This is a genomic window from Mesorhizobium sp. M0633 (assembly GCF_040320645.1).
Classification (GTDB): Bacteria; Pseudomonadota; Alphaproteobacteria; order Rhizobiales; family Rhizobiaceae; genus Mesorhizobium.
On the sequence record NZ_JAMYQC010000006.1, the window covers coordinates 92,076 to 104,346 of the forward strand.

Consider the following 12,271-nt stretch of genomic DNA (forward strand, 5'->3'; position numbering starts at 1 on the left):
TTGTTCTGATTCTGCTTGGCGATTGCGCGCCGCCGCGCTACGTCTGGCGCGTGACAGAGCAGCCGCGCCTTGCCGAACAGAATGCCGCCGTCGTCCTGCCCGAGCCATTTGTCAAATGGTTTGAAGAAAAGGGCTGGTCGCCGCGCGCCCACCAGATCGATTTGCTGGCCAAAGCCCAGGGCGGCCGGTCGGTATTACTAATCGCCCCGACCGGCGCCGGCAAGACGCTGGCCGGGTTCTTGCCATCGCTGACCGAACTGGCCGGCCGGCCGAGGAGAAGGCCGGGGCAGGCGCATCGAGGCATCCACACACTCTACATCTCGCCGCTGAAGGCGCTGGCCGTCGACATCGAGCGCAATCTCGGCAAACCCGTCGCAGAAATCGGGCTGCCGGTCACCGTCGAGACGCGCACCGGCGACACGCCCGCACACAAGCGCCAGCGGCAGAAGCTGGCGCCGCCCGACATTCTCCTGACCACGCCCGAGCAATTGGCGCTGCTGATTGCCGCGCCCGATGCCAGGCGCTTCTTCGAGGACCTGCGCTATGTCGTGCTCGACGAATTGCATTCGCTGGTGACCTCGAAGCGCGGGCATCTCCTGTCGCTCGGGCTGGCCCGGCTGCGCTCGTTTATGCCCGCCCTGCAGACGATAGGCCTGTCGGCGACGGTCGCCGAGCCTGACGAATTGCGGCGCTGGCTGGTCAGCCAGAATCCACCGGGGCCGATGGCCGAACTGATCGTCGTCACTGGCGGCGCCAAGCCCGACATCTCCATTCTCGATTCGGAGGAGCGCGTGCCGTGGGCGGGACATTCGGCCCGCTACGCAACGCCGGAAATCTACAACGAGATCAAGCGCCACAAGACAACCCTGCTGTTCGTCAACACGCGCAGCCAGGCGGAGTTGCTGTTCCAGGAGTTGTGGCGGGTCAACGAGGAGACCTTGCCGATCGCGCTGCATCACGGCTCCCTCGACGTCGCGCAGCGCCGGCGTGTCGAAAAGGCAATGGGCGAGAACGCCCTGCGCGCCATCGTCGCCACGTCGACGCTCGACCTCGGCATCGACTGGGGCGATGTCGACCTGGTCGTCCATGTCGGCGCGCCGAAAGGTGCCAGCCGGCTGGCGCAGCGCATCGGCCGTGCCAACCACCGTATGGACGAGCCGTCCAAGGCGATCCTGATACCGGCCAACCGCTTCGAGGTGCTGGAATGCAGGGCGGCGCTCGACGCCAATTATCTCGGTGCCCAGGATACGCCGCCGCTGGTCGATGGCGGGCTCGACGTCCTGGCGCAGCACGTGCTGGGCTGTGCCTGCGGTGCGCCGTTCCATGCCGATGCGCTGTTCGAGGAGGTGCGGACGGCAGCACCCTATGCCGATCTCGATCGCCCGACATTCGATCGCGTCATCGATTTCGTCGCCACTGGCGGCTATGCGCTAAAGAACTACGAGCGCTATGCCCGCATCCGGTTGAACAAGGACGGACTGTGGCGGGTCTCAAATCCTCGCGTCGCCCAGCAATACCGGCTCAACGTCGGCACCATCATCGAAGTGCCGGCGCTCAACGTCCGCTACGTCCAGGCCGGCAGCAGAGGCGCGGCTTCGCGTGGCGGCCGGGTTCTGGGCAAGATCGAGGAGGCGTTCCTCGAAACGCTGACGCATGGCGACACCTTCATGTTCGCCGGCAAGGTGCTGCGCTTCGAAGGTATCCGCGAGAATGAGTGCTTTGTCTCGAATGCACCCGGCAGCGACGCCAAGGTGCCGTATTACGGTGGTGGCAAATTCCCGCTTTCGACGTACCTGGCCGAACAGGTCCGCGCCATGCTGGACGATCCGCAGCGCTGGAAGAAGCTGCCGGAGCAGGTCGCCGACTGGCTACGCTTCCAGGCCGACAAGTCGGTGCTGCCGAAACGCGACGATCTGCTGATCGAGACCTTTCCGCGCGGCAACCGCCACTATCTGGTGGCCTATCCGTTCGAGGGCAGGCTGGCGCACCAGACGCTCGGCATGCTGCTCACCCGCCGCCTCGACAGGGGGGGAGCCAAGCCGCTCGGCTTCGTCGCCACCGACTATGCGCTTGCCATATGGTCGCTGGCCGATATGGGCCATATGTTCAGGGCGAAGAAACCGTCGCTGGCTGCGCTATTCGATCAGGACATGCTGGGCGACGACCTCGAAGCCTGGCTCGCCGGCAGTTGGTTGTTGAAGCGCACCTTTCGCAATTGCGCGCTGATCTCGGGATTGATCGAGAAACGCCACCCGGGGCAGGAGAAGAGCGGCCGCCAGGTAACCGTGTCGACGGATCTCATCTACGACGTGCTGCGCAGCCACGAGCCCGACCATATCCTTTTGCAGGCGACGCGTGCCGATGCCGCGACCGGTCTCTTGGATGTCAGCAGACTTGCCGAGATGCTCTCGCGCGTCCAAGGTCGAATCATGCATAAGAACCTCGAGCAGATATCGCCGCTCGCCGTGCCGATCATGCTCGAGATCGGCAAAATGCCGGTGCACGGCGAGGCCGATGACACGCTGCTGATGGATGCAGCCACGCTGGTCGAGGAGGCCATGGGGACGAAATGACTGTCGCGCTGGCCATGGCTGCGCCTCTGGCGGATGCGGGCGCTGTCCGTATCGCCGGCGAACGCGCGATCTGCGACCGTCGCGGCGTGCTCTATTTTCCCGAATTCCGGCTTCTGACCGTATCCGACCTGCATCTGGAAAAAGGCTCATCACTGGCCAGGCGCGGCACGCTGGTCCCACCTTACGACACCGGTGCGACGTTGCTCCGGCTACAGGCGGTGATCGCCGATTATCAGCCTGCGATCGTTATCAGCCTGGGCGACAGTTTTCACGATGGCGGCGGCGCCGCACGTATGCACGCGAGCTTTCGCCAAAGGCTGGAAGGGCTGATGGTCGGGCGCGACTGGTTCTGGGTCGCCGGCAATCATGATCCAGAAGCGCCGGCCGACTTGCCAGGCGAGACCGTGCGCGAGCTGGCCATAGGCTCGCTACTCTTCCGGCACGAGCCTTCGGCGGTGAGAGTGGAAGGCGAGATATCAGGCCACCTGCATCCTTGCGCCCGCATCGTGCAGCAAGGCCGTTCGGTGCGGCGTCGTTGCTTTGCCGGCGATGGCGGCCGCATGATCATGCCGGCTTTCGGCGCCTATACCGGCTCGCTCAACGTGCTCGATCGCGCCTATGCCGGGCTGTTCCGCCGCGAAACGCTGATGGCCTATATGCTTGGCACAGAGCGCATTTTCGCGATTTCCCACGCGATGCTCAGGCCGGGCTGAACCTACCTGCCGTAGTACAAAGTGACCGTGTGCTTGGCCTCGGCGAAGAACAGCCAGCGCTCGACCAGCATTCCGGCGAGTTGGGCGATTGCGGCGAGTATCGACAGTGCTGCCGCATAGGGCCACGGCAAGGCGAACGCCGCGACCAGCAGCAACGCGGGCAAAGCAAAGGCCAGCACCTGCGTGATCTGGCGGAGTTTAGCGCTGTGCTTGCGCGCAATGCGAAAGCCCATCTCCTTGAGCAGATAGTTTTCCTCGGTATGCGGCCATTCCAGCGACCGCACCGTGCCGCCGGAAAGCCCGGTTGCGGTGTTGGCATTGGTCGGGATCTCCAGCCTGTCATTGTATCGCCAGGTCGCCAGCTTCAAACCCCAGCCGAGCGCGGTCAGCAACAGGGCAGCCGCCAGAAGCATATTCGAGCCTGCGGCAAATCCCTGCAGCAGGGCGTTGAGCAGTACGCTGCCGGTCATCGCCGAAAAGACCAGGTAGGCGGGCAGGGTGAAGCGGCTGTGCCACTGGGCAATCGGCTTCAACGACGCGTAGATCATGCCGGTGGTGCAGACGGTTGCGACCGCGCCGATGGCAGCGAGCAGCCCGGCGACAGCCGCCCAGCCGCTCGTACGGCCGAGGACCACCCAGCCAATACCGAACAACCCCGCCGGCACGAAGGTGGCGACCGAGGCAACACCTTCGCGCGACAGCCATGAGCTACGCCATTGCGAGAAGGCACGCCAGGCGCGTTCGGGCCGGCCGAGATGGCCGGCCGACGACAGCAGGCCTGTCGAGATCAGGCCAAGCGCCAGCCCCATGCCGGTGAGGCCAAGCCAGAAATCGGGCGGGATAAAGCCCTGTCCGGCGAGCACGCCAAGCAGCGCGAGCAGGCCGTAACCGGCGCCCGTGGCCGTGGTGAAAAAGACGACGGAGAAGGCTGGATGCATGAAGGCACGGGTCAGTTCGAAAGCATGCGGTCGACCCAGCCGAGGAAGCCGCCTTCAGCCTGCACCGCTTCAAGCGCTGGCGCCGGCACCGATGCGGCGCGGGTGGTGTGGGCACGTGGCGGCAGATATTTGTTGGTCGGCTTATAGCCCATTTCCGGCATCAGATCGACACCGCCGCGCTCGGCCACCAGTTGCGAGATAGCGGATGCCGGATCGCCCAGATCGCCAAAATGCCGCGCGCTGGTCGGGCAAGCAGCGACGCAGGCGGGCACGCGATCTTCTTCCGCCAGATTGTCGTTGTAGATGCGGTCGACGCACAACGTGCATTTCTTCATCACGCCGACATTGGTGTCGAATTCGCGCGCTCCGTAGGGACAGGCCCAGCTGCACAGTTTGCAGCCGATGCATTTGTCCTCGTCGACCAGCACGATGCCATCCGACGCCCGCTTGTAGGAGGCGCCGGTCGGGCAGACCGTGACGCACGCCGGCGTCTCGCAGTGCAGGCAGGAGCGTGGGAAATTGACCGTGCGCCCACCCATCTCGGTCATGTGCTCATAACTGTGCACGCGGTTGAACCAGACGCCGTCGACATTGCCGCCATAGGGGTCGATGTCGGTCAGCGGCGCCATGTGGCCGCCGGTGTTCCATTCCTTGCAGGCGGTAACGCAGGCCTGGCAGCCGACGCAGGTGTCGAGATCGATGACAAGGCCGAGCTTCTTGTCGGTGTGGGTGGGAAGGCAAGTCATTTGGCAGCTTCTCTTTCCCGACGGAATTCGGCGCCGAAACTAAGCTTATCGGGCGGGGGTTCAAAATGCGGCGGCTGTCGGAACCGCTCGAACTGCGGTTCGGTGAAGCCTGCTTCCTCGTCTGCGCATTTGACGATGCGCACGCGCAGGTCGAACCATGCCGCCTGGCCGGTGACAGGATCGGAATTCGAATAGTGTTTGCCATTCGCATCGGCAGAGGTCTGGTCGCCGATGATGTGGTTGAGTAGAAAGCCGCGATTGGATTCGGCCGCCTCATCCTTCAGCCCCCAGCTGCCGCGACGCTTGCCGATCGCATTCCAGGTCCACACCGTATTGGCGTTGACGCCGTCGACCAGCTTGATCTGTCCTTTGACCTTGCCGTTGATGCTCTCGATCCACACCCAGTCATCATCGACAAGCCCGAGGCTGGCGGCGGTCCGATTGTGCACGAACAGCCGGTTCTGGCTGGTGATCTGCCTTAGCCACGCATTCTGCCCGCCCCAGGAATGGTACATGTGCATCGGCCGCTGCGTCAGCGCGTGGAGCGGATAGGCTTGGCTATCGACGGCAGCCTCTTCGAAGGGCGCGTACCAGAACGGCAGCGGATCCATATAGGTCTCGATACGGCTGCGCTCCGCCTCCGGCGGCAGCACCCCGCCATGGCCGCGCGCCGCAAGGCGAAAGCGCTGCATCGGCTCCGAATAGAGTTGGAAGACGATCGGCTCGGCCTTCGGCATGAAGCCCATGCTCTCAGCGAATTCGAGATACGAGCGGTTGGCCATCTTGTAGTAGCGCTGATCGGCGGCGAAATCCTGGTGCCAGAAGCCGCCATTATCGATGTAGCGCTGCAACTGGTCGGGATTGACCTCGCCCTTGCCGACCGAGGCCCCGTCCTTGCCGCGCCAGCCGGCGAGCGGACCGACACCTGGCGTGCGCTCGTGATTGACGATGTAGTCGGCATAGTCGCGGTATTTGGCGGAGCCGTCGTCATGAACGAAGCCCGGCAGACCGAGCCGCGCGCCGAGTTCGATCAGAACCGTCTGGAACGGCCTGACGTCGCGATCCGGCTCGACAACGGGATGGCGGATAGCGTCGCCCGGACCGTCGGCATGGCTGATCGGCCGGTCGAGCAGACTGATACAGTCATGACGCTCGAGATAGGTCGTGTCCGGCAGCACCAGATCGGCAAAAGGTACGGTCTCGGAATAATAAGCGTCGGAATAGATGATGAACGGGATCTTGTGCTCACCTGACGCATCGATATCGGTCAGCATTGCCATCGTCTCGACGGTGTTCATCGACGAGTTCCAAGCCATGTTGGACATGTACATGAACAGAGTGTCAATCGTGTAGGGATCCCCGGCCCAGGCGTTGCGGATAACCGTGTGCATGAGCCCATGGGCGGCCAGCGGCGCGTCCCAGGAGTATGCCTTGTCGATACGGATCGGTTTGCCGCCTCCGTCGATCAGCAGGTCTTCCGGCCCGCAGACGAAGCCGAGCGGCATGCCTTCGAGTGGTGTCATCGGCTTGACATTCTTGCCGGCGGGCTTTGGACCCGGCGGCGCGGACCGCGGATAAGGCGGTTTGAAGCGGAAGCCGCCCGGCACGTCCACCGTGCCGAGAAGCACCTGAAGCAGATGAATGGCGCGGCAAGTGTGAAATCCGTTCGAATGGGCCGAGATGCCGCGCATCGCATGCATCGACACCGGCCGACCCTTGATGGTCTCGTGCCGGCGGCCGGCCCAGTCCGTCCAGGCCACCGGCAGTTCGATTTGCTGTTCGAAGGCGACATGAGCGAGTTCTGCGGCAATGCGTCGGATGGTGTCGGCGGAGATGCCGCACCGGTCAGTGACGGCGTCCGGTGAATAGCTCTCGTCCAGATAACGGTCGGCGACGAGTTGGAAGACCGGCACGCAGCGGCGGCCGTCGACGAGAACGCTGCCGGTCAATGCGGGCTTCGCGTCGGCATCGCTGGCATTGACAGGCGTCTTCGCCACCCTGTCCCAAGCCAGCGGATTGCCGTCGCCATTGCGCATGAACAGCCCGTCATCGACAGCTCCAGGCTCCTGAACGACCAGGATGTGGGCATTGGTGTACCGCAAGAGGTACTCGAGATCGATGCGGCCAGCCTTCAGCAATTCATGGATGAGGGCGAATACGAACAGGCCGTCGGTGCCGGGCCGGATGCCGATCCAGTCGTCGGCAATTGCATTATAGCCGGTGCGGCAGGGATTGATTGAAACCACCTTGGCGCCGCGCGCCTTGAGCTTGCCGAGTCCGATCTTGATCGGATTGGAATCATGGTCTTCGGCAACCCCGAACAGCATGAAATATTTGGTGTTGTCCCAGTCGGGCTCGCCGAACTCCCAGAACGAGCCGCCAATCGTGTAGAGGCCGCCGGCTGCCATGTTCACCGAGCAGAAACCGCCATGGGCGGCGAAGTTCGGCGTGCCGAACTGGCTCGCCCACCAGCCGGTCAGCGATTGCGACTGGTCGCGCCCGGTGAAGAAGGCGAGTTTCTTCGGATCGGTCTGGCGGATGTTCGAAAGCCGTTCTGTCGCGATCGACAAAGCTTCCTCCCACTCGATCTCGCGGAACTCGCCCGAGCCGCGCAGTCCGGTGCGCAGCAATGGTTTCGTCAGCCGGGCCGGGCTGTAATGCTGCATGATGCCGGCGCTGCCTTTGCCGCACAGCACGCCGCGATTGACCGGATGATCCTTGTTGCCGTTGATGTACCGAACCTTGCCGTCCTTGATATGGACGTCGATGCCGCAGCGGCAGGCGCACATATAGCAGGTGGTCTTGGCGATGCTGTCGGAGACATCAGGCGAAGTATCGACGCCGTCGCGTTCAGCGGGCGCGCGCGTATCGGCAAGCGGCCGTTGTGATGGTGCCGAATTGGCTCCGCGCAGCAGGTTGTTGGTCATGATCCGGTGATGCTCTTGCGCTCCGCGAACTTGGCTCTCGTCTTCGGGCCTGGGCCGCGCATGTAATGCTCTTCCGGCCGATAGCGTTCACCCAAGAGCCGCCGCCGCAGGCTGCGGGTCCAGTGCGCAAACACGGATTTGAACCGCCCCACCAATTCTACCCTCGACTGCTCTGGCGCGACTTTTTTCCAATTTCGGGCCAAAATTTAGAACAAAGCGACCGATCCGTCTAACAACTTGCTCTTGTAATTCCAATCGGATTTGCTTCTTAGTATCGGAATGACCCTGGACCAGTTGCGGATCTTCGTCGCCGTCGCCGAACGGGCGCACATGACCAAAGCGGCCGAGTTGCTGGGCATCTCACAGTCGGCCGCATCCGCCGCGATCCGCTCGCTCGAACAGCAGCATGGCGTCCAGTTGTTCAACCGCGTCGGCCGCAACATCGAGCTCGCCGAGACCGGACGCCGATTCTTGCCCGAAGCCAAGGCGGTCCTCGAGCGGGCTGCGGCGGCCCACAATGTGCTGGAGCATGTCTCGCAGACGATATCAGGCAGTCTCTCGATAGCTGCCAGCCAGACCATCGCCAGCTATTGGCTGCCGCGCCGGCTCGCCTCTTTCCACGAAGCCTATCCTGCCGTCAGGCTGAGTGTGAGCATTGGCAACACCAGGCAGGTCGAGACCAATGTACTTGATGGCGCAGCCGATTTTGGCCTGGTCGAGGGGCGCACCGAATCCGACATTTTGCGGCGTGCCAAGGTCGATATCGATCGCATGATGCTGGTCGTGGCGCGCTCGCACCCTGAGATCGCGGAAGTTTCGCCTGGACATCCCGACCTTGGCGGGCTTCGCTGGATCATTCGCGAAGGCGGGTCGGGCACACGCGAGGCGCTGGAGGACCTTGCCCGACGCGACGGGGTTTCGTTCGCGGACCTGCAGATATTCCTGGTATTGCCGAGCAATGAGGCTATTCGCCAGGCGGTCGAGGCCGGCGCCGGCGCCAGCATCATCTCGGAACTCGTCGTCGCCCGCGCGGTCGCCGAAGGCAGCCTGCGTTCTGTGCCGGTCGATCTGCCGAAGCGCGAATTTGCCATGATCACGCATCGCGACCGGCAGCCAAGCCTGGCCCAGATGGCGCTCAAGGCGCATCTTGGCGGCAAAGCTGAGAGATCCGCGCCGCTTTAAGCCGATCAGCCGAACTTCCGCTGCGCGTCGAGCGCCAGTCCAAGCCCGACCGAGCCGAACACATCGCCTTCGATTACCGACGCCTGCGGCACCAGCGCCAGGATCTGCTGCCTGGCCAGCGGGATCGCGGTCGATCCGCCGGTCAGGAACACCGCGGTGATGTCCGAGGCCTTCACCTGTGCGTCGCGGATGGTCTGCTCGACCGTAGCCGCAACACGCTCAATGTCCCTGACTATGGTGGCTTCGAGACCCTTGCGCGTGATTTCTGCCGTGAACCTCACCTCGGGCAGCGCGACCTCGACATCGGCCGACGATCGGTCCGTCAGCTCGATCTTGGCCTTTTCGACCAGCGCCGCCAGCGCATGGCCGTAACGATGCTCGACGATGTGGATGAAGCGCTCGACCAGGTCCGGGCGCTCCGCCTCGTAGCGGATCTGGCGCAGATGCGTCATCGCCCTCGCTGTGTAGACCAGGTTGATGCGCTGCCATGTCGCCAGCTCGATGAAGTAGCTCGCCGGCAGATTGCGCTTGCCGTCCTTGGTTGGCGTCAAATAACCGAGCTGCGGCATTACATGGGCGATGCTCAGCAGCCGGTCGAAATCGGTGCCGCCGATGTGGATGCCGCGGCTGGCCAGTATGTCGTCCTTGCGGTCGAGCGAGCGGGCGCGCTCGGGCGAGACCCGCACGATCGAGAAGTCGGACGTGCCGCCGCCCATGTCGACGATCAGCGCCAGTTCCTCGCGCGTCACCTTCTGTTCGTAATCGAGTGCCGCCGCGATCGGCTCGAATTGGAAGGCGATATGTTTGAAGCCTTGGGCGCGAGCGGCGTTTTCGAGTTGGTGCTCCGCCTTCGCATCGGCCTCGGCATCGTCGTCGACGAACTGCACGGGCCGTCCCAGCACGACGCTGTCGACCGCGTCATGGGCTTCTTCTTCCAGCTTCTTTTTCAGGTGGCCGACAAATAGGCCGACAATTTCCATGAAGCCGATCGAGCGCACCTTGATGCGCGTCTTTTCGTGAGCGAGCGAGCTGCCGAGCACGCTCTTCAGCGAGCGCATCAGGCGGCCTTCGATACTGTCCGTATAGTTGGCAATGGCGCGTCGCCCGAAATAGGTGAGGTTGTCCTCGAAATTGAAGAATACCGCACTGGGCAGCGTGACCTGGCCGTCTTCCAACGCCACCAGCCGCGGCTGCCCGTTCCTGACCACGCTCACGGTGGAATTCGAAGTGCCGAAGTCGATACCGGCAAATGCTGGTCGCATCGTGCGTTCCTGTAGTTCTGATTTGGGGAGCAGCAGCTCGTATCCGGTCGGGCCGGGGGTCGCGGTCTAACCCATACCCTCGGAAAGGGAAACCACTTTTACGAGAGTTCAGTCTTTCCTGAACACCAGTCTTCCGAGCCAGCCGGTCAGCATGGCCAGCGATACGGCAAAGACACCATAGAGGAAGGAATAGTCGTGCGCGACGCGGAAGATCGACTGTTCGAAACCGGACTTGCGGATTTCGAGCTGGGCGGAGCTTTCCTTGATGAACAAGCCGCTCTTGAACAGGAAGGCGCGGGCCTTATGGGTGCCGACCGGAACGTTTGGGGCGAGCCTGACGGTGGCGCGGAACAGGTTCTGCGACAGAAACTGCACACCGCCCACATTCTCGCTGTAGAGGCCGGTCGCCGCCTTGCGTTCGCGCAGCGCGGCGGTGAACTCCTCGATTGTCGCCGGGCTGTCCTCCGCGTCGGCGGGCTGCAAATAGAGGTTGGAGGCGCCAAGCGACAGCTGCTTGTAGCTGTTCGGATCGGTGACGTCCTGCAGCGGCCGCGTCGTCGCCACCGAATAGGAGACAGGTACGTTTTTGAAGGTCTCCGACTCCAGATTGACCCAGACGCCGAGCACCCGGTCCTTGCGGCGCACGACGACCGGCCGAGCCGGGCCTTCCAGCACGACGATCACGTCGTAGCGCCCTTGCCGCGCGACAAGCGGATCGGCATTTTCCAGCGAGCCGAAAATGGTCAGGTCGGCGCCGGAAAAGCCGGCGGTAATCGAGACATTGTCGGTGGAAAGGCCGATCTGGATGTTTTCGGTTAGTGGCGCCTGCGCCTTCGCCGATGGCGCAGCAGCCAGCAGCGACAGCAAGGCGGCGGCCGCGAGCGTCCTTAGGCCGGCCATCAGCTCAGGCCCACGCCGGACAGAGAATAGAGATTGGGCGGCGTGACGAAAAGATCGATGGCAAGCCGGATGGCTACCGCCAGCACGAGCAGCGCCAGCAGCGCCCTGAGTTGCTCGCCCCGCAGCCTCTGACCAGCCTTGGCGCCATATTGCGCGCCGGCGACGCCGCCTGCCATCAACAGGAAGGCGAGCATGACGTCGACCGTCTGGTTGGTGGTGGCGTGGACCAGCGTGGTGTAAGCCGAGGTGAAGATGATCTGGAACAGCGAGGTGCCGATGACGACGTTGGTCGGCACCTTCAAAAGGTAGATCAGGGCCGGCACCATGATGAAGCCGCCGCCGACGCCCATGATCGAGGACAGGAAGCCAATCGCCGCGCCCAGCCCAAGCACCGGAATGACGCTGACGAAGAGCTTCGAGGCCCTGAACCGCATCTTCAGCGGCAGGCGGTGGATCCAATTATGCTGGCCGGATTTCTTCAACACCGGTGCGGCGCCGCTGCGAGTGGCGCGCAGCGCATTGACGCTCTCGACCAGCATCAGTCCGCCGACGGTGCCGAGCAGCACGACGTAGAGCAGCGAGATGAACAGGTCGAGCTGGCCGAGCCGGCGCAGGAGCGCAAAGACATAGATACCACCGGTCGAGCCGACGATGCCGCCGGCTAAAAGCACGCCGCCGAGCTTGAAATCGAGCGTGCCGCGCTTCATGTGCGACAGGGCGCCGGAGAAGGAGGAAGCGATGACCTGGTTGGCGCCGGTGGCGACCGCGATTGCCGGCGGTATGTTGTAGAAGATCAGCAGCGGCGTAATGAGAAAGCCGCCGCCCACGCCGAACATGCCCGACAGGAAACCCACCGCCGCACCCATGGCCAGCAGCACGAAGATGTTGACGGAAATTTCCGCGATCGGGAGATAGATGCCCACCCGTCAGTCTCGATCAGTTTGCCTCCTGGCGAATGCAACCGTTGCGGGCATTTTTGCGTCAGAAGGCTATCTCGTTCTTGCGCCGGCCGGGCCGTGAAGTCAAACTT

9 protein-coding genes are annotated in these 12,271 nt (G+C 63.4%); 3 read left to right on the forward strand and 6 right to left on the reverse strand.

Annotated features, from left to right (window positions below; all coding sequences use genetic code 11):
- Positions 1-50: 50 nt before the first annotated feature.
- Together NKI47_RS08255 and pdeM are read left to right on the forward strand one after the other, a co-directional pair.
- On the forward strand, positions 51-2,573 hold the full coding sequence (locus tag NKI47_RS08255; protein WP_352589108.1) for a ligase-associated DNA damage response DEXH box helicase: 2,523 nt from the start codon (positions 51-53) through the stop codon (positions 2,571-2,573).
- Positions 2,570-3,286, forward strand: coding sequence for a ligase-associated DNA damage response endonuclease PdeM (pdeM, locus tag NKI47_RS08260; RefSeq protein ID WP_023676942.1), 717 nt, complete (start codon positions 2,570-2,572; stop codon positions 3,284-3,286). Before NKI47_RS08255 ends, pdeM begins: the two co-directional genes overlap by 4 nt.
- 2 nt (positions 3,287-3,288) lie before the next feature.
- Here the strand turns inward: pdeM and NKI47_RS08265 are convergent, their stop codons facing one another.
- Genes NKI47_RS08265 through NKI47_RS08275 form a run of 3 tightly spaced genes read right to left on the reverse strand, consistent with a single transcriptional unit; the run spans position 3,289 to position 7,897 of the window.
- Positions 3,289-4,224 (reverse strand): dimethyl sulfoxide reductase anchor subunit family protein, encoded by a 936-nt coding sequence (locus NKI47_RS08265; RefSeq protein WP_023676943.1) that lies wholly within the window; start codon positions 4,222-4,224, stop codon positions 3,289-3,291.
- Positions 4,225-4,235: 11 nt separating this feature from the next.
- The gene (locus tag NKI47_RS08270) at positions 4,236-4,970 is read right to left on the reverse strand and encodes a 4Fe-4S dicluster domain-containing protein (RefSeq protein ID WP_023676944.1); all 735 of its coding nucleotides are present in this window, start codon (positions 4,968-4,970) and stop codon (positions 4,236-4,238) included.
- Entirely contained in the window at positions 4,967-7,897 is a 2,931-nt protein-coding gene (locus NKI47_RS08275) for a molybdopterin oxidoreductase family protein (RefSeq protein WP_023676945.1), read from the reverse strand. The genes NKI47_RS08270 and NKI47_RS08275 overlap by 4 nt, the downstream gene beginning before the upstream one ends.
- 279 nt (positions 7,898-8,176) lie before the next feature.
- Here NKI47_RS08275 and NKI47_RS08280 point away from each other — a divergent pair, with 279 nt between their 5' ends.
- Complete coding sequence (locus tag NKI47_RS08280) at positions 8,177-9,079, forward strand: LysR substrate-binding domain-containing protein (RefSeq protein WP_023676946.1); 903 nt, start codon at positions 8,177-8,179, stop codon at positions 9,077-9,079.
- A 5-nt stretch (positions 9,080-9,084) separates the two neighbouring features.
- On the opposite strand, the gene NKI47_RS08285 is transcribed toward NKI47_RS08280, so the two are convergent.
- The 3 genes from NKI47_RS08285 to NKI47_RS08295 all read right to left on the reverse strand — a co-directional run bounded on the left by NKI47_RS08285 (position 9,085) and on the right by NKI47_RS08295 (position 12,164).
- Positions 9,085-10,341 (reverse strand): Hsp70 family protein, encoded by a 1,257-nt coding sequence (locus NKI47_RS08285; protein WP_023676947.1) that lies wholly within the window; start codon positions 10,339-10,341, stop codon positions 9,085-9,087.
- Between the two features lie 108 nt (positions 10,342-10,449).
- On the reverse strand, positions 10,450-11,241 hold the full coding sequence (locus tag NKI47_RS08290) for a TIGR02186 family protein (RefSeq protein ID WP_352589111.1): 792 nt from the start codon (positions 11,239-11,241) through the stop codon (positions 10,450-10,452).
- Positions 11,241-12,164, reverse strand: a complete 924-nt coding sequence (locus tag NKI47_RS08295; RefSeq protein WP_023676949.1) for a sulfite exporter TauE/SafE family protein — start codon at positions 12,162-12,164, stop codon at positions 11,241-11,243. The genes NKI47_RS08290 and NKI47_RS08295 overlap by 1 nt, the downstream gene beginning before the upstream one ends.
- Between the last annotated feature and the right edge of the window lie 107 nt (positions 12,165-12,271).